General features: G+C 71.3%; 20 protein-coding genes and 1 pseudogene. 15 read left to right on the forward strand and 6 right to left on the reverse strand.

Annotation, left to right across the window (positions count from 1 at the left end; translation table 11 throughout):
• Positions 1–72: 72 nt before the first annotated feature.
• The 5 genes from fasR (at position 73) to fabF (ending at position 5,036) form a co-directional block, all read left to right on the forward strand.
• Positions 73–1,278 (forward strand): fatty acid biosynthesis transcriptional regulator FasR, encoded by a 1,206-nt coding sequence (fasR, locus tag ACZ63H_RS01625; protein WP_469861067.1) that lies wholly within the window; start codon positions 73–75, stop codon positions 1,276–1,278.
• Between the two features lie 89 nt (positions 1,279–1,367).
• Complete coding sequence (locus ACZ63H_RS01630; RefSeq protein ID WP_469861069.1) at positions 1,368–2,294, forward strand: ACP S-malonyltransferase; 927 nt, start codon at positions 1,368–1,370, stop codon at positions 2,292–2,294.
• A gap of 10 nt (positions 2,295–2,304) precedes the next feature.
• A complete protein-coding gene (locus ACZ63H_RS01635; protein ID WP_467939540.1) occupies positions 2,305–3,336 on the forward strand; it encodes a beta-ketoacyl-ACP synthase 3 in 1,032 nt (343 codons plus the stop codon).
• An 81-nt stretch (positions 3,337–3,417) separates the two neighbouring features.
• Positions 3,418–3,666, forward strand: a complete 249-nt coding sequence (locus tag ACZ63H_RS01640; protein WP_030808133.1) for an acyl carrier protein — start codon at positions 3,418–3,420, stop codon at positions 3,664–3,666.
• A gap of 107 nt (positions 3,667–3,773) precedes the next feature.
• A complete protein-coding gene (gene fabF / locus ACZ63H_RS01645; RefSeq protein WP_469861071.1) occupies positions 3,774–5,036 on the forward strand; it encodes a beta-ketoacyl-ACP synthase II in 1,263 nt (420 codons plus the stop codon).
• Positions 5,037–5,116: 80 nt separating this feature from the next.
• Here the strand turns inward: fabF and ACZ63H_RS01650 are convergent, their stop codons facing one another.
• A complete protein-coding gene (locus ACZ63H_RS01650; protein ID WP_467939544.1) occupies positions 5,117–5,611 on the reverse strand; it encodes a DUF3145 domain-containing protein in 495 nt (164 codons plus the stop codon).
• Between the two features lie 254 nt (positions 5,612–5,865).
• Between ACZ63H_RS01650 and ACZ63H_RS01655 the strand changes: the two genes are divergently transcribed.
• Positions 5,866–6,744, forward strand: a complete 879-nt coding sequence (locus ACZ63H_RS01655) for an SGNH/GDSL hydrolase family protein (RefSeq protein WP_469861073.1) — start codon at positions 5,866–5,868, stop codon at positions 6,742–6,744.
• 15 nt (positions 6,745–6,759) lie between these two features.
• Positions 6,760–7,740 carry an aldose epimerase family protein gene (locus tag ACZ63H_RS01660; protein WP_469861075.1) on the forward strand — a complete coding sequence of 327 codons (981 nt, stop codon included), beginning with the start codon at positions 6,760–6,762 and terminating at the stop codon, positions 7,738–7,740.
• A 195-nt stretch (positions 7,741–7,935) separates the two neighbouring features.
• Here the strand turns inward: ACZ63H_RS01660 and ACZ63H_RS01665 are convergent, their stop codons facing one another.
• From ACZ63H_RS01665 to ACZ63H_RS01675, 3 genes are read right to left on the reverse strand one after another with little or no spacing between them, the layout of a single operon-like run.
• Positions 7,936–8,550, reverse strand: a complete 615-nt coding sequence (locus ACZ63H_RS01665) for a LysE family translocator (protein ID WP_469861077.1) — start codon at positions 8,548–8,550, stop codon at positions 7,936–7,938.
• A complete protein-coding gene (locus tag ACZ63H_RS01670; protein WP_469861079.1) occupies positions 8,547–9,353 on the reverse strand; it encodes an EI24 domain-containing protein in 807 nt (268 codons plus the stop codon). The genes ACZ63H_RS01665 and ACZ63H_RS01670 overlap by 4 nt, the downstream gene beginning before the upstream one ends.
• Positions 9,354–9,391: 38 nt before the next feature.
• Entirely contained in the window at positions 9,392–9,829 is a 438-nt protein-coding gene (locus tag ACZ63H_RS01675) for a MarR family winged helix-turn-helix transcriptional regulator (protein ID WP_469861081.1), read from the reverse strand.
• Between the two features lie 91 nt (positions 9,830–9,920).
• Between ACZ63H_RS01675 and ACZ63H_RS01680 the strand changes: the two genes are divergently transcribed.
• A complete protein-coding gene (locus ACZ63H_RS01680) occupies positions 9,921–10,955 on the forward strand; it encodes an NADP-dependent oxidoreductase (protein ID WP_469861083.1) in 1,035 nt (344 codons plus the stop codon).
• A gap of 95 nt (positions 10,956–11,050) precedes the next feature.
• A complete protein-coding gene (locus ACZ63H_RS01685) occupies positions 11,051–11,470 on the forward strand; it encodes an organic hydroperoxide resistance protein (protein ID WP_030776901.1) in 420 nt (139 codons plus the stop codon).
• A 78-nt stretch (positions 11,471–11,548) separates the two neighbouring features.
• Here ACZ63H_RS01685 and ACZ63H_RS01690 read toward each other — a convergent pair whose 3' ends face one another.
• Entirely contained in the window at positions 11,549–12,082 is a 534-nt protein-coding gene (locus tag ACZ63H_RS01690; protein ID WP_469861388.1) for a hypothetical protein, read from the reverse strand.
• A 480-nt stretch (positions 12,083–12,562) separates the two neighbouring features.
• A pseudogene (locus ACZ63H_RS01695) lies at positions 12,563–12,751 on the reverse strand (SCO2400 family protein); the annotation flags it as partial.
• 201 nt (positions 12,752–12,952) lie between these two features.
• Between ACZ63H_RS01695 and ACZ63H_RS01700 the strand changes: the two are divergent.
• The 6 genes from ACZ63H_RS01700 (at position 12,953) to mmsB (ending at position 20,162) form a co-directional block, all read left to right on the forward strand.
• Positions 12,953–14,110 (forward strand): mandelate racemase/muconate lactonizing enzyme family protein, encoded by a 1,158-nt coding sequence (locus tag ACZ63H_RS01700; RefSeq protein ID WP_469861085.1) that lies wholly within the window; start codon positions 12,953–12,955, stop codon positions 14,108–14,110.
• On the forward strand, positions 14,107–15,111 hold the full coding sequence (locus ACZ63H_RS01705) for a zinc-dependent alcohol dehydrogenase (protein WP_469861087.1): 1,005 nt from the start codon (positions 14,107–14,109) through the stop codon (positions 15,109–15,111). The genes ACZ63H_RS01700 and ACZ63H_RS01705 overlap by 4 nt, the downstream gene beginning before the upstream one ends.
• Before the next feature lie 111 nt (positions 15,112–15,222).
• Entirely contained in the window at positions 15,223–16,224 is a 1,002-nt protein-coding gene (locus ACZ63H_RS01710) for a hypothetical protein (RefSeq protein ID WP_469861089.1), read from the forward strand.
• Positions 16,225–16,229: 5 nt separating this feature from the next.
• Positions 16,230–17,339, forward strand: coding sequence for a multiple monosaccharide ABC transporter substrate-binding protein (chvE, locus tag ACZ63H_RS01715; protein ID WP_469861091.1), 1,110 nt, complete (start codon positions 16,230–16,232; stop codon positions 17,337–17,339).
• Between the two features lie 34 nt (positions 17,340–17,373).
• Positions 17,374–18,924, forward strand: a complete 1,551-nt coding sequence (gene mmsA / locus ACZ63H_RS01720; RefSeq protein ID WP_469861093.1) for a multiple monosaccharide ABC transporter ATP-binding protein — start codon at positions 17,374–17,376, stop codon at positions 18,922–18,924.
• On the forward strand, positions 18,921–20,162 hold the full coding sequence (gene mmsB / locus ACZ63H_RS01725; RefSeq protein WP_469861095.1) for a multiple monosaccharide ABC transporter permease: 1,242 nt from the start codon (positions 18,921–18,923) through the stop codon (positions 20,160–20,162). The genes mmsA and mmsB overlap by 4 nt, the downstream gene beginning before the upstream one ends.
• Positions 20,163–20,172 lie beyond the last annotated feature (10 nt).

Here is a 20,172-nt window from a genome sequence, read left to right on the forward strand (position 1 = left end):
CCGCGGGCCGGGCCGCCGGGGACCGCCCCCCGGCGGCGCGGGGCCCCGTCCCGATAAGGCAGTCTTGTCCCCGTGCCCGAACCCGAATCCCACCACGGTGACCCCGCAGCCCGTCACGTCCACGCGCACGCCGCGACCCTGAAGCGGCTGGAGAAGTCCTCCGGAAGTCTCGCCGCGCAGGCCATCGCGCGGATGGACGAGACCCTGCCGTGGTACCGGGCCATGCCGCCGGAGAACCGTTCCTGGATCGGGCTGGTCGCCCAGGCGGGCATCGCGGCCTTCACCGAGTGGTTCCGGCGCCCGGACGCCCCGCAGGCCATCTCCACCGACGTCTTCGGGACCGCGCCCCGCGAGCTGACCCGGGCCATCACCCTGCGGCAGACCGTGGAGATGGTGCGCACCACCATCGAGGTCATGGAATCGGCCATCGACGAGGTGGCCGCCCCGGGCGACGAGAGCGTGCTGCGCGAGGCGCTGCTCGTGTACGCCCGGGAGATCGCCTTCGCCACCGCCCAGGTGTACGCCCAGGCCGCCGAGGCACGCGGTGCCTGGGACGCGCGGCTGGAGTCGCTGGTGGTGAACGCCGTGCTCAGCGGGGAGGCCGACGAGGGCGCCGTCAGCCGGGCCGCCGCGCTCGGCTGGAACTCGCCGGAACACGTGTGCGTGGTGCTCGGGACGGCGCCCGACGGGGACAGCGAGCTGACCGTGGAGGCCATCCGGCGGGCCGCCCGGCACGCCAAGCTCCAGGTGCTGACCGGGGTGCTCGGCGACCGGCTCGTGGTCATCGCGGGCGGCAGCGACAATCCGCTGGCCGTCGCCCGCTCGCTGATCGGGCCGTTCGCCGCCGGACCGGTCGTGGCCGGTCCCGTCGTCTCCGATCTGCTCGCCGCCACCCGGTCCGCGCAGGCCGCCGCCGCCGGACTGAAGGCCTGCTTCGCCTGGCAGGACGCGCCGCGGCCGGTGCTCGCCGACGACCTCCTCCCGGAGCGCGCCATCGCGGGCGATCCGAGCGCCCGCGAGCAGCTGGTGGAGGAGATCTACAGACCGCTGGAGGAGGCGGGCTCGGCGCTGCTGGAAACGCTGAGTGTCTACCTGGAGCAGGCCAGCAGTCTCGAAGGCGCGGCGAGAATGCTCTTCGTTCACCCGAACACCGTGCGCTACCGGCTCCGACGTGTGACTGACGTCACCGGCTGGTCCCCCTCGGATGTAAGATCCGCGTTCACACTACGGATCGCGCTCATCCTGGGGCGTCTGGCCGATGGTGAACCCCAGACATAAGGTTTTGTCGGGGCTCTACAAAAGCCCTTCGTGTTCTTCGTCCCTGTCCCCACGGGCGGCCCCGGCCGTCCCCAAGAGAGAGTGTGAGAGTGCTCGTACTCGTCGCTCCCGGCCAGGGCGCCCAGACGCCCGGCTTCCTGACTCCCTGGCTCGACCTGCCCGGTGCCGCGGACCGCGTGGCCGCCTGGTCGGACGCCATCGGACTGGACCTCGCCCACTACGGCACCGAGGCCGACGCCGACGCCATCCGCGACACCGCGGTGGCGCAGCCGCTGCTGGTCGCCGCGGGTCTGCTGTCGGCCGCGGCACTCGGTGACATCTCCGAGATCGCGCCGGGCGCGGTCGCGGGCCACAGCGTCGGCGAGATCACCGCCGCGGCCTTCGCCGGCGTCCTGGACGACACGGACGCCCTCGGTCTCGTCCGCAAGCGGGGTCTGGCCATGGCCGACGCCGCCGCGGTCACCGAGACCGGCATGGCGGCGCTGCTCGGCGGTGACCCCGCCGTCACCGTCCCGCACCTGGAGAAGCTGGGCCTGACCCCGGCGAACATCAACGGCGCGGGCCAGATCGTCGCCGCGGGCACGCTGGAGCAGCTGGCCGCGCTGACCGAGGACAAGCCCGAGGGCGTCCGCAAGGTCGTCGCGCTGAAGGTGGCCGGCGCCTTCCACACCCACCACATGGCCCCGGCCGTGGCGACGCTGGAGAAGGCCGCGGCCGAGCTGGCGCCGGCCGACCCGAAGGTGACCTACGTCTCCAACAAGGACGGCCGCCCCGTCGCCTCCGGCGCCGAGGTGCTCCAGCGGCTGGTCGGGCAGGTCGCCAACCCGGTCCGCTGGGACCTGTGCATGGAGACCTTCAAGGAGCTGGGCGTCACGGCGATCGTCGAGGTGTGCCCCGGCGGCACGCTGACCGGCCTGGCCAAGCGGGCGCTGCCCGGTGTCGCGACGCTGGCGCTGAAGACCCCCGACGACCTCGAAGCGGCCCGGGCTCTGTGCGCAGAGCACGCCGGCGCCTAAGGAGCCGTACATGGCGAAGATCAAACCCAGCAAGGGCGCCCCGTACGCGCGCATCCTCGGCGTCGGCGGCTACCGGCCGACCCGGGTGGTGCCGAACGAAGTGATCCTGGAGAAGATCGACTCGTCCGACGAGTGGATCCGCTCCCGCTCCGGCATCGAGACCCGGCACTGGGCCGGTCCCGAGGAGACCGTGGCCGCGATGGCCATCGAGGCCTCCGGGAAGGCGATCGCGGACGCCGGCATCGACGCCGGGCAGATCGGCGCGGTGGTCGTCTCCACCGTCTCGCACTTCAGCCAGACCCCGGCCATCGCCACCGAGATCGCCGACAAGCTCGGCACCGACAAGGCCGCCGCCTTCGACATCTCGGCCGGCTGCGCGGGCTTCGGCTACGGCCTCACCCTCGCCAAGGGCATGGTGGTGGAAGGTTCCGCCGAGCACGTGCTGGTGATCGGCGTGGAGCGGCTGAGCGACCTCACCGACCTGGAGGACCGGGCCACCGCCTTCCTGTTCGGCGACGGCGCCGGCGCGGTCGTCGTCGGCCCCTCCAAGGAGCCGGCCATCGGCCCGACCGTGTGGGGCTCCGAGGGCGACAAGGCCGAGACGATCAAGCAGACCGTCTCCTGGGACCGCTTCCGGATCGGCGACCTGTCGCAGCTGCCCGTCGACAGCGAGGGCAACATCAAGTTCCCTGCGATCACGCAGGAGGGCCAGGCGGTGTTCCGCTGGGCCGTGTTCGAGATGGCGAAGGTCGCCCAGCAGGCGCTGGACGCGGCCGGAATCACCGCGGACGACCTGGACGTCTTCATCCCGCACCAGGCCAATGTGCGGATCATCGACTCGATGGTGAAGACGCTGAAGCTGCCGGAGCACGTCACGGTCGCCCGTGACATCCGCACCACCGGCAACACCTCGGCCGCCTCGATCCCGCTCGCGATGGAGCGGCTTCTGGCGACCGGGGAGGCGAAGAGCGGCGACACCGCGCTCGTCATCGGATTCGGGGCGGGTCTCGTCTACGCCGCCACGGTCGTTACCCTCCCCTAGGCACTCCGTGCCGGATCATGCGGTCCGGCATGGATACAAATGCCGTTAACCCGTCTGGAATATCAAGAAGGAGCGCCTGACATGGCCGCCACTCAGGAAGAGATCGTCGCCGGTCTCGCCGAGATCGTGAACGAGATCGCCGGGATCCCCACCGAGGACGTCAAGCTGGACAAGTCCTTCACCGACGACCTGGACGTCGACTCGCTGTCCATGGTCGAGGTCGTCGTCGCCGCCGAGGAGCGCTTCGACGTGAAGATCCCGGACGAGGACGTCAAGAACCTCAAGACCGTCGGCGACGCGACCGACTACATCCTCAAGCACCAGGCCTAAAGCCACCGCGTAGGCCGCGTGCAAGGCCCCGCCACCCGGCGGTGGCGCCGTAATCCCCGCACCGGCGGGGGTAGTCCTCCCCCGTATCCGTTGGAGAAAGAATTCCCGTGAGCCCGACCAATCGCACCGTGGTCGTCACCGGTATCGGCGCAACCACACCGCTGGGTGGCGACGCAGCCTCGACCTGGGAGGCCCTGGTCGCCGGCACGTCCGGTGTCAGTCCGCTGGAGCAGGAGTGGGCGGCTCAGCTGCCGGTCCGCATCGCCGCGCAGATCGCCGTGGAGCCGGGCGAGATCATCCCCCGGCCGCAGGCCCGCAAGCTGGACCGGTCCGCGCAGTTCGCGCTGATCGCCGCTCAGGAGGCCTGGAAGGACGCCGGTTTCACCGCCAGGGCCGGGGTGGACTCGTCCGTGAACCCCGACCGTCTCGGTGCGGTCATCGCCTCCGGCATCGGCGGCGTGACCACCCTGCTGGACCAGTACGACGTACTCAAGGAGAAGGGCGTACGCCGCGTCTCCCCGCACACCGTGCCGATGCTGATGCCCAACTCCCCGGCGGCCAACGTCGGGATCGAGCTGGGCGCCCGCGCCGGTGTGCACACCCCCGTCTCGGCCTGCGCCTCGGGCGCGGAGGCCATCGGGTACGCGATCGAGATGATCCGCACCGGGCGTGCGGACGTGGTCGTGGCCGGTGGTACCGAGGCCGCCATCCACCCGCTGCCGATCGCCGCGTTCGGCAACATGATGGCGATGTCCAAGAACAACGACGACCCGCAGGGCGCCTCGCGTCCCTACGACGCCGGCCGCGACGGCTTCGTGCTCGGCGAGGGCGCCGGTGTGATCGTGCTGGAGTCCGAGGAGCACGCGAAGGCGCGCGGTGCCCGGATCTACGCCGAGGCGGTCGGGCAGGGCATCTCCGCCGACGCCCACCACATCACGCAGCCGGAGCCGTCCGGCAACGGGATCGCGCACGCGCTGCAGAACCTGCTGGACAACACGGACCTGAAGCCGGCCGAGATCGTGCACGTCAACGCGCACGCCACGTCCACGCCGCAGGGCGACGTGGCCGAGATCAAGGCGCTGCGCAAGGTGTTCGGCGACGACGTCGACCACATGGCGGTCTCCGCGACCAAGTCGATGACCGGTCATCTGCTCGGCGGTGCCGGTGGTGTGGAGACCGTCGCGTCGATCCTGGCCCTGGTGAACCGCACGGCTCCGCCGACCATCAACCTGGACAACCTCGACCCCGAGGTCAACGCGGACATCGTGAGCGGTGAGGCGCGGGCGCTGCCCGAGGGCCGGATCGCCGCGCTGAACGACTCGTTCGGGTTCGGCGGGCACAACGTGGTGCTGGCGTTCCGCACGGTCTGAGTGCCGTGACGTGAAAGGGCCCGGTCTCCTGGTGGGGAGACCGGGCCCTCGCCGTCGGGAGCGGTGCCGCCCGGGGAGGTTCACACCACCTGGTGCAGCCAGCGGACCGGGGCGCCCTCGCCCGCGTACCTGAAGGGCTCCAGTTCGTCGTCCCAGGGCTTGCCCAGGAGTTTGGCGATCTCGGCCTCCAGGTCGCTCTCGCCGCGCTGGGAGCGGGTCAGGGCGGCGCGCAGGCGGTCCTCGGGGATCAGGATGTCGCCGTGGATGCCGGTGACGGCGTGGAAGATGCCGAGGTCGGGGGTGCAGCTGTAGCGCTCGCCCTCGGCGGTCGGGCAGGGCTCGGCGGTGACCTCGAAGCGCAGCAGGTGCCAGCCGCGCAGCGCGGAGGCGAGTTTGGAGGCGGTGCCGGCCTGGCCCTGCCAGGAGAACTCCGAGCGCCAGGTGCCGGGGGACGCGGGCTGCCGGATCCAGTCGAGGCTGACGCGCGTGCCGAGCACCCCCGCGATGGCCCACTCGACGTGCGGGCACAGCGCGCGCGGCGCGGAGTGCACGTACAGAACTCCACGTGTCGTCACCGGAACCTCCGGGCAGAGCGGGACATCTTGCGGACTGGCTGGGCGGCAGTGGCACGACGGCCGCGTTGATGGCGAGGCTACCTTGCGGCGGGGCAAGGAGTGTGACGTACCGTCGGTCCCGATGCCAGGAAACCGCCGCCATTCACCCAGGGGGACGCTTGTACGGGGGTCGGCCGTTCCCGGGCGCCGGGCCGGGAACCCTCAGTCGTTGTCATAGCGGAGAGCCGGACCGTCGAGCGAGGGGAACAGCAGGGATGCGGAAGCGAAGCCACCGTGTGCAAGCCGCCCTCGCCGTCGTGGCGGCCGTGGTGCTGGGGGCCGCCGGCTGCCAGGGCGACGGTTCGCCGGCGCCCCAGGGCACGAAGGCGCGCGCGGCCCGGCCGCCGGCCTGGGACCGCAGCCCCGACTCGGTCGCGGCGGTGGGCGATTCCATCACCCGCGGGTTCGACGCGTGCACGGTGCTGTCGGACTGTCCGGAGGCGTCGTGGGCGACGGGCAGCGACGCCGGGGTGGAGAGCCTCGCGGTGCGGCTGCTGGGGACGAGGGGGGCGGCGGAGCGCAGCTGGAACTACGCGGTGACCGGCGCCCGCATGGCCGACCTGCCGGGGCAGATGGCGCAGGCGGTGGCGCGCCGTCCGGAGCTGGTGACGGTGATGGTCGGCGGGAACGACGCCTGCCGGGCCTCGGCGTCGGCGATGACGTCGGTGGCCGACTTCCGCGCGGGCTTCGAGGAGTCGATGCGCACGCTGCGCTCGGCGCTGCCGAAGGCGCAGGTGTACGTGTCGAGCGTGCCGAACCTCAAGCGGCTGTGGTCCGAGGGCCGGTCGAACGTGCTGGGCAAGCAGGTGTGGAAGCTGGGCATCTGCCCGTCGATGCTGGGCGACGCGGACGATCTGACCAGCGCGGCGATGCTGCGCCGGGACACCGTGCAGCGGCGGGTGGTGGAGTACAACAAGGTGCTGGAGGAGGTCTGCGCCAAGGACCGCCGCTGCCGCTTCGACGGGGGCGCGGTGTACGACTACCGCTTCGGCACGGACCAGCTCAGCCACTGGGACTGGTTCCACCCCAGCAAGGACGGGCAGGCGCGGCTGGCGGAGATCGCGTACCGGAAGGTCACGGCGCGAAATCCGTGACCTAGGGTTTCCCGCATGAACGAACTTTTCGGCACACTTTCCGACGGCACCCCGGTGCGCCGCTGGACGCTGGAGCGCGGCGGGGTGCGGGTGCGGGTGCTGTCGTACGGCGGGATCGTGCAGTCGGTCGAGGTCCCGGACCGGGCGGGGCGGACGGCCGACGTGGTGCTGGGCTTCCCGGACCTGGACGGCTATCTGCGGCACCCGGAGCCGTATCTGGGCGCGGTGATCGGTCGGTACGCGAACCGGATCGGGGGCGGCCGGTTCCCGCTGGACGGCCGGACGTACGAGGTGACGCGCAACGAGGGCGCCAACTGCCTGCACGGCGGGGAGCGGGGCTTCGACAAGCGCGTGTGGGAGGTGGCGCCGGTGGAGCACGGGCTGCGGCTCAGCCGGGTCAGCCCGGACGGCGAGGAGGGCTTCCCGGGGCGGCTGGCGGTGACGGTGACGTACACGCTGACCGCGTCGGGAGCGCTGCGGATCGCCTACGAGGCGGTCACCGACGCGCCGACGGTGGTGAACCTGACCCACCACGCGTACTGGAACCTGGGCGGTGCCGGTTCGGGCGCGACGGGCGGGCACGAGCTGCGGCTGGCCGCGTCCCGGTACACGCCGGTGGACGCGGACCTGATTCCCGCCGGGGCACCGGCGGACGTGTCGGGCACCCGCTTCGACTTCCGGGCGCCCCGCCCGGCCGGCGTCGGTTACGACCACAACTTCGTGCTGGACAAGGGTGTGACCGAGGCGCCCGAGGAGGTGGCGGAGCTGTCCGACCCCCTCTCCGGCCGCACCCTGACGGTGGCCACGACCGAGCCGGGCCTCCAGCTCTACACCGGCGACCACCTGTCCGGCCCGTTCGCCCCGAACGCGGGCACGGCCCTGGAGACCCAGCACTTCCCGGACTCCCCCAACCGCCCCGACTTCCCCACCACGACCCTGCGCCCCGGCGAGACCTACCGCTCGGAGACGGTGTACGGCTTCGGGGTGCGCGGCTGAGAGCGGTGAGCCCCGGTCCAGGGGTCAGGTCCCGGACCGGGGCTGTTCGCGGGGGACTTTGTCCGCGGTGTGCGGGGAGTGTCCCGGATCAGACGTTAATCGGTGCGGTGAGCCGGCGGCCGGTGATCGGGCGGCCGGCGACGATCCCGTACGAACCCTTCACATCCGCCCGCGCTTCGCCGGCGGGCGGGGCGGTCAGTGCGAGGGGGCCAGGGCGAGGCTGACGCCGAGGCCGGCCAGGGCGGTGCCGATCGCCTTGTTGAGGATCCTCTGGCCGCGCAGCATCACGGAGCGCATCCGCGCGTGCGAGAAGAACGCGGCGACCACGCCGAACCACCCGAGGTGGGCCAGCGACATGAACAGGCCGTAGCCCACCTGCCGGTACAGCGGGGTGCCGGGGCCGACGACCTGGGCGAAGGTGGAGACGACGAACAGGGTCGTCTTGGGGTTGAGGACGTTGGTGAGGAAGCCGGCGCGCAGGGCGGCGAACGGGGTCAGTTCCGTCTTGTGCGCCAGGTCCACCTCGACGTCGCCGCGGGCGCGGAAGGTGCGGACGCCGACGTGGACGAGGTAGGCCGCGCCGATCAGCTTGACGGCCGTGAAGACGGCGGTGGACGAGGCGATGAGCAGGCCGACGCCCAGCAGGGTGTAGGTGACGTGGACCAGCACGCCGGCCGCCACGCCCACGGCGGCGAGCAGGCCGGTGCGGCGGCCGTGCAGATAGCTGTTGCGCACGATCATCGCGAAGTCGGCGCCGGGGGCGATCACGGCGAGGACCGTGATGGCGGCGACGGCGAGTAACTGGGTCACGAGATGACGTCCTCCGTGTCGGGCCGCCCGTCCGGGGCGGCGGAGCCGTCGCCGGCGTTCTCCTCGCCCAGCAGGTCACGGGCGAGGAGCGTGGCGCCCGCGACCGCGCCCGGCATCAGGAACACCGCGACGACCGGAACCAGGAAGGCCAGGCCCAGGGGCGTGCCGAAGCCCCAGACCAGCGTCTTGCGGGAGCGCAGCAGGGCGAGCCGGGCGCGCAGGTCGACGTCCCGGCGCTGCAGGGCGACGGCCGCGAGTTCCTCGGTGAGGAAGAAGCCGGTGACGAAGAAGCCGATCACCGGGACGACGGTCTGCCCGACGAACGGCAGGAACCCGAGGGCGAAGAGCAGGACGCCCCACAGCCCGGCCCGGACCAGGACGCGCAGGCTGTCCCGGGCCGAGATCCACAGCTCGCGCCAGAGCGGCCGGCCCGAGACGGGGGCGGTGCCGTCGGGCGAGAGGTCGGCGTCGACCTGCTCGGAGAGGGACTCGTAGAAGGGCTGGCCGACCAGCAGGGTGACGGCGGTGAAGGTGAGCACGGCCAGCAGCAGGCCGAGGGCGAACAGGACGGCCGTCAGGAAGCCGCGGAACAGGCCCTGCCAGGGGCTGGACCAGTCGTCGGCGAAGGGAGTGGCCCAGCCGACGGCGTCGTCGCCCCACAGGGCCAGCGCGACCAGCGCTGCGGCGTACAGCACCAGTGTGATCAGCCCGGGCAGCAGGCCGAAGCCGTACCGGCGCCCGTGCCGGGTCACCCACCGCTGGCCCTTCAGCAGATAACCGAAACCCACCCCGAGATCGCGCATGCGGAGGACTTTACTGGCTCCGCCCGGGGCCGCGGGGCTCAGCCGCCGAGCATGCGGTGCAGCAGGTCGCGCAGGGAGCGGCGCTCCTCCTCGGACAGGCCGGCCAGGGGTTCGCGGGCGAAGTGCAGGCCCTCGCGCAGGTCCCGGGCCACCTCGCGGCCCCGCTCGGTGGCGGCGGCCACCTTCACCCGGCGGTCGGCGGGGTCGGGGCGGCGCTCCACCAGCCCCCGGGACTCCAGCCGGTCCACGATCCCGGTCACGTTCGACGGCTCGCACTTGAGCTTCTGGGCCAGCTTGCGCATGGGCAGCGGCTCCAGGGAGAGCAGGCTGAGCAGCCGGGCCTGCGGGCCGGTCAGGGTGTGCGCGCCCGCCGCCTCCTCGTAGTCCGCGTAGAAACGGGCGACGACCTCACCGATCAGCTCGACGACCTCCATGGTCAGGGGGTCGGGGCGGCGGGCGTGCGATGGGGTGGACATGCCCACCAGGATACCGGGTTACTTGACATCATGAAATATTCAGACGCATGGTTGTTTCAGGTAGTGAAGTACCACCCTGAAAGGCTCCGTCATGATCAATCGCGAATGGCACCTCCTCAGCCGTCCCGTCGGCTGGCCGAAGCCCGAGGACTTCGCGCTCGTCGAGTCGCCCGTCCCGGCCCCGGGTGAGGGCCAGGTGCTGGTGCGGAACAAGTACCTCTCCGTCGACCCGTACATGCGCGGCAGGATGAGCGCGGCCAAGTCGTACGCCGCCCCCTTCGAGCTGGGCAAGGTCATGCAGGGCGGCGCGGTCGGCGAGGTGGTCGAGTCCAGGGCCGAGGGCATCGAGGCCGGCGACCACGTGCTGCACTTCTTCGGCTGGCGCGAGTACGCGGTCGTGGACGCGAAGAACGCCGTCAAGGTGGGGCCGACGGCCGTGCCCGCCGTCAAGGTCGACGCCGGCACCGAGGGCGTGCCGCTGTCGGCGTACCTCGGCGTCCTCGGCATGACCGGCCTGACCGCCTACGCCGGCCTGCTGCGCACCGCCTCCTTCAAGGAGGGCGACATCGTGTTCGTGTCGGGCGCGGCCGGCGCCGTGGGCAGCCAGGTGGGCCAGCTCGCCAGGCTGAAGGGCGCCTCCCGGGTCATCGGCTCGGCCGGGTCCGACGAGAAGGTCAAGCTGCTGGTGGACGAGTACGGCTTCGACGCCGCGTTCAACTACAAGAACGGCCCGGTCGCCGAGCAGCTGCGCGAGGCGGCGCCCGACGGCGTCGACGTCTACTTCGACAACGTGGGCGGGGACCACCTGGAGGCGGCCATCGGGTCGCTCAACCAGGGCGGCCGGATCGCGATCTGCGGCATGATCTCGGTCTACAACAACACCGAGCCCGCGCCCGGCCCGAAGAACCTGGCCCGGCTGATCCAGACCCGCGGCCGGATCGAGGGCTTCCTCGTCGGCGACCACTACGACCTCCAGCCGCAGTTCGTCCAGGAGGTCGGCCCGTGGGTGGCCTCGGGCGCGCTGAAGTACCGCGAGACCGTGGTCGAGGGCATCGAGAACACCCTGGAGGCGTTCCTCGGGGTGCTGCGCGGCGACAACATCGGCAAGATGGTCGTCAAGCTCTAGCCTTCCCGGTTTTTTCGCTATGCGGTAACTTCTTTCCGAAATCCAGTGGCGATCGTGGGCGCGAGTCGCCGCGGACCGAGGAGGAAGACAACCGCATGCCCATCACGCAGTCCGACGTCCTGTACACCGCCGTCGCCACCGCCGAGAACGGCCGCGACGGGCGGGTCGCCACCGACGACGGCAAGCTCGACGTGGTCGTCAACCCGCCCAAGGAGATGGGCGGCAGCGGCGCCGGCACCAACCCGGAGCAGCTGTTCGCCGCGGGGTACAGCGCCTGCTTCCAGGGGGCGCTGGGGGTCGTCGCCCGGGAGGAGGGCGCCGACATCTCCGGGTCGACGGTCACCGCCAAGGTCGGTATCGGCAAGAACGACGACGGGTTCGGGATCATCGTGGAGATCTCCGCGAACATCCCGAACGTCGACGCGGCGACCGCGAAGAGCCTGGTGGAGAAGGCGCACCAGGTGTGCCCGTACTCCAAGGCGACGCGCGGCAACATCACCGTGACGCTGGCCTGACCCTCGTCGTCCGGCCACGACCGCAGCCGCATCCCGGGACCGGGATGCGGCTGCGGCGTTTTCGCGGCGCGGGTGTGCTCAGGCGCACCACCACAGGAAGCGGTTGCAGGTCCTCATGGGCGAGGGCCGGGAGGTGGGGGCGGAGGTCGTCGGGGCCGCGGTGGAGGCGGTGGCCGAGGGCGCGGTGGGGGCCGGGGCGGCGGAGGTCGTGACCGGCGTACCGGAATCCGAGGCACCCGGAGTGGCCGGCTGCCCCGGCTCGCCGGACTCCCGCGACGGGGCGGAAGCGGAATCCTCGTCGTCCTTGTCGTCCTCGTCATCCCGCTCCTCGTCCCGCGCGGACGACGAGGCGGAGGCGGAGCCGGCGGCGGCGTCCGAGGCCGAGGCGCCCGGTGTGGCGGAGGCCGCGCCCGGGAGCGCGGCCGAGGTCGCGCCGACCGGTTCGGCCGTGCGGTCCGGCGCGACGGAACCGGCGCCGCCGTCCGTCTCCTCGGTCTCCCCGGCCGAGGCGGAGGGGTCGTCGGCGAAGGGCGAGAAGGGCGCGTCCGTACCCAGCTCCGCGAGGCTGAGCCCGCCGGCCGCGAGCAGGAACCCGGCGACGACCACGGCCACCCGCCGCCGGCGCCGCCGGTGCCCGGCCGCCTTGCGCTCCCGCCGGCTCTCCCCACCCCGGCCGGCGGCCCGCCCACGGCCGGAACCCCGGCCGCCGGCACCGCCTTCGCCGGGATTCCCCTCCCCGGCGGGCAGACCCCCATCGGGGAGAACGCCCGTCCCGTCGGGCGGATACCGGTCGCCGGCGAACGCGGGGGCGCCGGCGCCGGGTATGAGGTGGTCGCCGGCGGGTCGGAGGTGACCGTCCCCGGCGAACTGCCGGGACTCCGCGGGCGGTTGACGGCTGTCCCCGGCCGGTCGAAGGCCGCCCCCGGCCGATTCACGGTCGATCCCCGCCGGTCCACGGTCCGCCCCGGCCGGTCCACGGGCCGCCCCGGCCGATCCACCGTCGATCCCCGCCGGTCCACGGGCCGCGTCGGCGGGGCCGTGGGCGGGCCGCGCGGGCGTGTACCCGGTCCCGGCGGACGCCTGGCCGTCACGGTCGCCACCGGGGGCTCCGTAGTCGTCACCGGCCGGGCCGGGGCCACCTCCCGAGGGCACACCGCCACGCCCCGAAGGCGCCGCCCCGCCCCCGGTGGCCCGCGGCGGCTCGCCGGAGGCGGGTGTGCCGCAGCCGGGGCAGGCGAGGGCGCCGTTCAGGTGGCGCCGGCAGGGGTGGCAGTAGTCCATGACGCGGGAAGACTAGAGTCCGCGCGGGCCGGGGTACCAGGCGCGGCTGTGAAGGTTCCGTGCGGGAGCGAAACAGTTCTCGAAAGCCTTGCCGAAACCGTTACCTGTTCGACCCATTGACACCCCCACCGCCCCGTCCTTACTGTCACGCCAGCATTTCGAACGTGCGACGAAATACCGAACAGCTGAGGGGCAACTGCCGTGCGCATCACCGGAATCAGCACACACGTGGTCGGCACGCCGTGGCGCAACCTGACCTATGTCCAGGTGCACACCGACGAGGGGATCACGGGAGTCGGCGAGACCCGGATGCTCGGTCACACCGACGCGCTGATCGGCTATCTGCGGGAGGCCGAGGCCAACCACATCCTCGGGTCGGATCCGTTCGCCGTCGAGGACCTGGTCCGCCGTATGAAGTACGGCGACTACGGCCGCGCCGGCGAGATCGTGATGTCCGGCATCGCGGTCGTCGAGATGGCGTGCTGGGACATCAAGGGCAAGGCGCTGGGCGTGCCGGTGTGGCAGCTGCTCGGCGGAAAGGTCACCGACAAGGTCAAGGCGTACGCCAACGGGTGGTACACGACCGAGCGGACGCCGGAGGCGTACCACAAGGCCGCCCAGGGGGTCGTGGAGCGCGGTTACCGGGCGCTGAAGATCGACCCGTTCGGCACCGGCCACTTCGAGCTGGACCACCGGGAGACGCTGTACGCCGTCTCGCTCATCGAGGCCGTGCGGGACGCCATCGGCCCGGACGCGGAGCTGATGCTGGAGATGCACGGCCGCTTCTCCCCCGCCACCGCCGTCCGGCTGGCGAAGGAGATGGCGCCGTTCAAGCCGGCCTGGCTGGAGGAGCCGGTGCCGCCGGAGAACCTGAAGGCGCTGGAGAAGGTCGCCGCCAAGGTCGACATCCCGGTCGCCACCGGTGAGCGCATCCACGACCGCATCGAGTTCCGCGAGCTGTTCGACAGCCAGGCCGTGGACATCATCCAGCCCGACGTCGGCCACATCGGCGGCATCTGGGAGACCCGCAAGCTCGCCGCCACCGCCGAGACCCACTACATGCTGGTCGCCCCGCACAACGTGGGCGGCTCCGTGCTCACCGCCGCCTCCCTCCAGGTCGGCTTCACCTCCCCGAACTTCAAGATCCTCGAACACTTCAACGACTTCGCCGACGCGGAGATCAAGAAGGTGGTCAAGGGCGCCCCGCAGGTCGTGGACGGCTACTTCCACCTGTCCGACGCGCCCGGTCTCGGCGTCGAGCTGGACGTCGACGCGGCGGCCGAGTTCCCGCAGCAGCGGGCCCACTTCGACCTGTGGGCCGAGGGCTGGGAGAAGCGCAACCCCAAGGACGGCGCGTGAGTTCCCAGGTCCTCGTCGAGGCGCCCGGCGCACACCGGATCGAGGCCCACACGCCGCGCGAGCCCGGTCCCGGCGAGGCGCTGGTGGCCGTGCACGCGGTCGGCATCTGCGGCAGCGACCGCGAGGTGTACCAGGGCAACCGGCCCGAGGGGTACGTGACGTACCCGCTGGTCCCCGGGCACGAGTGGTCGGGGACCGTGTCGGCGGTGGGCCCCGGGGTGCCCGGCTCGCTGGCCGGCCGCAAGGTGGTCGGCGAGGGCTTCCGCAACTGCCAGGTGTGCGACCGCTGTCACGCGGGCGAGACCACGCTGTGCACGGCCGGGTACGAGGAGACCGGGTTCACCCGGCCGGGCGCCATGGCGACCACCCTCACCCTGCCCGCCCGGCTGCTGCACGTCCTGCCGGACGACGCCGACCTCACCGCCGCCGCGCTGCTGGAACCGGCCGCCTGCATCGCCGCCGCCGCGCTCAAGGCCCGCGCCCTGCCGGGCGAGCGGGTCGCGGTGGTCGGCACCGGCACCCTCGGGATGTTCGCCGTGCAGTTCCTCGCGGCCGTCTCGCCGGCCGAGCTGCTGGTGGTGGGCACCCGGAACGACCGTCGGGCGCTGGCCCGGCGGTTCGGGGCGAGCGACTTCCGGCTGAGGGACCAGGAGCTGCCCGGCGGCTTCGACGTGGTGATCGAGACCGCCGGGTCCGCGTCCGCCGCGCGCACCGCCGCCGCGCTGCTGCGGCGCGGCGGGCGCCTGGTCCTCACCGGGATCCCGGCGCCGGGCGCGGACGGGCTCGACCCGACCGATCTGGTCGTGCGGCAGCTGGAGGTGCACACCGTCTTCGGGGCGCCGCCGGACGCCTGGGCGCACGCCGTGCGGGTGTTCGGCGCCGGACTGCTCACCCCGCTGCCGCTGGTCACCCACGAGCTGCCGCTGACCGAGTTCCCGCGCGCCATCGAGCTGGTGGGGGCCGGTGATCCCACGGTGGGCAAGGTGCTGCTCCGCCCCTGACCGTACGCCGGTCAGGGTGGGCCCTGACGTCGCCCTGACCGGCGTACACCCACGTTTTCGCTACCCAGAGCCGCGAACCTCGTCCGATATACCGAACACGAAGGACAGCTTGTGACCGACGCTTCCGCCCCGGCAGCCCGCAGGCCCGGCGAGCAGGTGCTCGCCGCACTCGGCCTGGGCGCGCCCGCCCTCGACCCCGCCGACGCCTCCGTCCACACCTTCCCGGGCGGCGGTCGCTGGCGCACCGAGATCCCCTCGTGCGAGGGTCCCGAAGCGCTGGCGGTCGTCCTCAAGGAGGCCTCACGCCTGGACGTGCCGATCCACCGGATCAGCCAGGGCAGCGGCGTGTGGATGCTCACCGACGCCGAGATCACCGAGATGGTCGAGGCCGCCGGCGAGCGCGACATCGAACTGTGCCTGTTCACCGGCCCGCGCGGCACCTGGGACATCGGCGGCTCGGTACGCTCCGACTCGCGGGGGGCCGGGCTGCGCGCCCGGGGCCACGACGCGGTCGCCGGCTGCGTGGAGGACGCCGTCCGGGCCACCGAACTGGGCGTCAAGTGCCTGCTCGTCGCCGACGAGGGCGTGCTGTGGACCCTGCACCGGGCCCGCAGCGCGGGGATCATCCCGGCCGACACCACGCTGAAGGTCTCCGCACTCATCGGCCCGGTCAACCCCGCCTCGTACGCCGTCTACGAGCGGCTCGGCGCCGACTCCGTCAACGTGCCCAGCGATCTGACGCTGGACCACCTCACGGAGATCCGCCGGGTGTCCGGCGCCCCGATGGACATGTACATCGAGGCCCCGGACGACCTCGGCGGCTACATCCGGATGTACGAGGTCGCCGAGCTGATCCGGCGCGGCGCGCCGCTCTACCTGAAGTTCGGCCTGTCCAAGGCGCCCGGCATCTACCCGTGGGGCCGGCACCTGCGGGACGTGACCCTGGACACCGCCCGGGAGCGGGTGCGGCGCGGCCGGCTCGCCCTGGACCTGCTCGCCCGGCACGGCGCGGACGGCGACATGGCGCCGCTCGGCTCCCGGCTGCCGGGGACGCTGCACCGCTTCCCCGTCGAAGCGTCCGCTCCTCTCCACGACGAGAACGACAAGGACTGATCCCCATGCGCAACCGCAGAGCCGCACTCGCCTCCATAGCCGGAGCCGCCTCGCTGGCGCTCGCCCTGACCGCCTGCGGCCAGAACAGCGAAGGCGGCAGCAAGGAGAAGTCCGGTGACGCCAAGGGCGCCACCATCGGCATCGCCATGCCGACCAAGTCCTCCGAGCGCTGGATCAACGACGGCAACAACGTCGTCAAGGACCTGGAGGCCAAGGGCTACAAGACCAAACTGGTCTACGGCGAGGACGACCCGGAGACCCAGGTCTCGCAGATCGAGAACCTCATCACGCAGGGCGTGAAGGGCCTGATCATCGCGGCGATCGACAACAAGTCGCTCGGCAGCGTGCTCCAGCAGGCCGCGGACGCGGACATCCCGGTCATCTCCTACGACCGGCTGATCCTCGGCACCAAGGACGTCGACTACTACGCCTCGTTCGACAACGAGAAGGTCGGCAGGCTCCAGGGCACGTACATCGTGAACAAGCTCGGGCTGGACAAGGGCGCGAAGGGCCCGTTCAACATCGAGCTGTTCGCCGGGTCCAACGACGACAACAACACGAAGTACTTCTTCGGCGGGGCGATGAAGGTGCTCCAGCCGTACATCGACAAGAAGCAGCTGGTCGTCAAGTCCGGGCAGACCCGGCTCAGCCAGGTCGTCACCCTGCGCTGGGACGGCACCACCGCGCAGAAGCGCATGGAGGACATCCTCACCTCGTCGTACAAGAGCGGCCGGGTCGACGCGGTCCTGGCGCCGTACGACGGCATCTCCATCGGCATCCTGTCCGCGCTGAAGTCGGACGGCTACGGCTCGGGCAGCAAGCCGCTGCCGGTCATCACCGGCCAGGACGCCGAGTTGGCCTCGGTGAAGTCGATCATCTCCGGGCAGCAGACGCAGACCGTCTACAAGGACCTGCGCAAGCTCGCCGAGGTCGCCGCCACCATGGTGGACGAGTCCCTCAAGGGCAAGAAGCCCGAGGTCAACGACACCAAGACGTACGACAACGGCGCCAAGGTCGTGCCGGCCTATCTGCTCCAGCCGGTCAGCGTCGACAAGTCGAACTACCGGAAGGTGCTGGTCGACGGCGGTTACTACACCGAGTCCCAGCTGAAGTGACCCGCCCTTTTCCTACGGAGTGAAAGGCACGACCATGGCGGGACCCGTCCTGGAAATGCGCTCGATCGTCAAGACCTTTCCCGGTGTCAAGGCGCTGTCGGACGTCACCCTGACCGTCCGGCGGGGCGAGGTCCACGCCATCTGCGGGGAGAACGGCGCCGGCAAGTCCACCTTGATGAAGGTGCTCTCCGGCGTCCACCCGTACGGCAGTTACGAGGGGGACATCCTCTTCGAGGGGGAGGTCTCCCGGTTCAAGGACATCCGGGCCAGCGAGCAGCACGGCATCGTCATCATCCACCAGGAACTGGCGCTGGTGCCGCACCTGTCCATCGCCGAGAACCTCTTCCTCGGCAACGAGCACGCCACCCGCGGCCTGATCAACTGGCGCGAGACCCTGCGGCACGCCACCGAACTGCTGCGCCGGGTCGGTCTGGACGAGCACCCGGAGACCCGGGTCGCCGACATCGGCGTGGGCAAGCAGCAGTTGGTGGAGATCGCCAAGGCACTGTCCAAGCAGGTGAAGCTGCTGATCCTGGACGAGCCGACGGCGGCCCTGAACGACGAGGACAGCGACAAGCTCCTCGATCTGATCCTGGACCTGAAGAAGCAGGGCATCACCTCGATCATCATCTCCCACAAGCTCAACGAGATCCGCAAGGTCGCCGACTCGGTGACGATCATCCGGGACGGCCGGTCCATCGAGACCCTCGATGTGAAGGCGCCGGATACCACCGAGGAGCGGATCATCGCCGGCATGGTCGGCCGCGACCTCGACCACCGCTTCCCCGAGCGCACCCCGCACCGGCCGGAGCAGGGCGTCGCGCCGGCGCTGGAGATCCGCGGCTGGACCGTGTTCCACCCGGTCGACCAGCAGCGCAAGGTGGTGGACGACGTGTCGCTGACCGTGCGCCGCGGGGAGATCGTCGGCATCGCGGGCCTGATGGGCGCGGGCCGCACCGAACTCGCGATGAGCGTCTTCGGGCGGGCCTACGGCCGGTACGCGGGCGGCACGGTCCTCAAGGACGGCCGGGAGATCCGTACCAGGACGGTGCCGGAGGCGATCGGGCACGGCATCGCCTACGTCACCGAGGACCGCAAGCACTACGGCCTGAACCTCATCGACACCATCAACCGGAACATCTCGCTGACCGCGCTGGACAAGGTCGCCCAGCGGGGTGTGGTGGACGAGCACGAGGAGCGGCAGGTCGCCGAGGGCTTCCGGAAGTCCATGAACATCAAGGCGCCCACGGTGTTCGAGCCGGTGGGCAAGCTCTCCGGCGGCAACCAGCAGAAGGTCGTCCTCAGCAAGTGGATCTTCGCCGGTCCGGACGTGCTGATCCTCGACGAACCGACCCGCGGCATCGACGTGGGCGCCAAGTACGAGATCTACACGGTCATCGACCAGCTCGCCGCCCAGGGCAAGGCGGTCGTCTTCATCTCCTCCGAGCTGCCCGAGCTGCTCGGCATGTGCGACCGCATCTACACGATGGCCGCCGGACGGCTGACCGGTGAGGTGCCGCGGGCCGAGGCCACGCAGGAAGTGCTGATGCGCCATATGACGAAGGACAAAGAGGTAACGCGATGAGCACGGATGTGACCGCCAAGAGCCCGGCCCCCGCGCCGCCGGGCGGCGGAACGGGGACCGACGGGGGCCTGCTCGGCCTGGTATTGACCGGCCTGCGCCGCAACATGCGCCAGTACGGCATGCTGATCGCGCTCGGCCTGATCGTGGTCGTCTTCGCGATCTGGACCGACGGCAATCTGCTGCTGCCGCGCAACGTGTCCAACCTGGTACTCCAGAACAGCTACATCCTGGTCCTCGCGATCGGCATGATGCTGGTCATCATCGCCGGGCACATCGACCTGTCGGTCGGCTCGCTCACCGCGTTCACCGGCGCCTTCGCGGCCGTACTGACCGTGCAGCACGGGGTGTCCTGGCCCGTCGCGCTGGTGCTGTGCCTGGTGATGGGCGCCGTCGCGGGCGCGATCCAGGGCTATCTCATAGCCTACTTCAACATCCCGTCCTTCATCGTCACCCTCGCCGGGATGCTGATCTTCCGCGGCCTGACCGAGATCCTCCTCAAGGGCCAGACCCTCGGCCCGTTCCCGCACGGCCTGCAGAAACTCGGCAACGGCTTCCTGCCCGAGACCGGCCCGAACACCAACTACCACAACCTCACGCTGCTGCTCGGGCTGGTGCTGATCGCGGCCGTGGTGTGGCAGGAGTTCCGGGACCGCCGCCGCCAGCAGGAGTTCTCCCTGGACGTCGTACCGGTCCGGCTGTTCCTGCTCAAGCTGACCGCCATGGTGGCGGCGATCCTCGTCCTCACCCTGCTGCTCGCCAGCTACAAGGGCGCCCCGATCGTGCTGATCGTCCTCGGCGCGCTGGTCGTCGGCTACGGCTACGTCATGCGCAACGCGGTCTTCGGCCGGCACATCTACGCCATCGGCGGCAACCTGCCGGCGGCCAAGCTGTCCGGCGTGAAGGACAAGAAGGTCACCTTCTACGTCTTCCTGAACATGGGCGTGCTCGCGGCCCTGGCGGGTCTGGTGGTCGCCGCCCGGCTGGACGCGGCCTCGCCGAAGGCGGGCGTCAACTTCGAACTCGAGGCCATCGCCTCCGCGTTCATCGGCGGCGCGTCCATGAGCGGCGGTGTCGGCACCGTCCTCGGCGCCATCATCGGCGGTCTGGTCCTCGGCGTGCTGAACAACGGCATGAACCTCCTCGGCGTCGGCACCGAGTGGCAGCAGGTCATCAAGGGCCTGGCCCTGCTGGTGGCGGTCGGGTTCGACGTGTGGAACAAGCGCAAGTCCGGTTCGTAAGCACCAGAAA

It is taken from the genome of Streptomyces sp. NPDC104831 (genome assembly GCF_055583025.1).

Bases quoted from the DNA above. Each gene is read 5' to 3' on its own strand.
- ACZ63H_RS01670 (WP_469861079.1), bottom strand. From the start codon at position 9,353: ATGCGCGATCTCGGGGTGGGTTTCGGTTATCTGCTGAAGGGCCAGCGG.
- ACZ63H_RS01660 (WP_469861075.1), top strand. From the start codon at position 6,760: ATGAACGAACTTTTCGGCACACTTTCCGACGGCACCCCGGTGCGCCGC.
- ACZ63H_RS01680 (WP_469861083.1), top strand. From the start codon at position 9,921: ATGATCAATCGCGAATGGCACCTCCTCAGCCGTCCCGTCGGCTGGCCG.
- mmsB (WP_469861095.1), top strand. From the start codon at position 18,921: ATGAGCACGGATGTGACCGCCAAGAGCCCGGCCCCCGCGCCGCCGGGC.
- ACZ63H_RS01675 (WP_469861081.1), bottom strand. From the start codon at position 9,829: ATGTCCACCCCATCGCACGCCCGCCGCCCCGACCCCCTGACCATGGAG.
- mmsA (WP_469861093.1), top strand. From the start codon at position 17,374: ATGGCGGGACCCGTCCTGGAAATGCGCTCGATCGTCAAGACCTTTCCC.
- ACZ63H_RS01640 (WP_030808133.1), top strand. From the start codon at position 3,418: ATGGCCGCCACTCAGGAAGAGATCGTCGCCGGTCTCGCCGAGATCGTG.
- chvE (WP_469861091.1), top strand. From the start codon at position 16,230: ATGCGCAACCGCAGAGCCGCACTCGCCTCCATAGCCGGAGCCGCCTCG.
- ACZ63H_RS01655 (WP_469861073.1), top strand. From the start codon at position 5,866: ATGCGGAAGCGAAGCCACCGTGTGCAAGCCGCCCTCGCCGTCGTGGCG.
- ACZ63H_RS01635 (WP_467939540.1), top strand. From the start codon at position 2,305: ATGGCGAAGATCAAACCCAGCAAGGGCGCCCCGTACGCGCGCATCCTC.
- ACZ63H_RS01685 (WP_030776901.1), top strand. From the start codon at position 11,051: ATGCCCATCACGCAGTCCGACGTCCTGTACACCGCCGTCGCCACCGCC.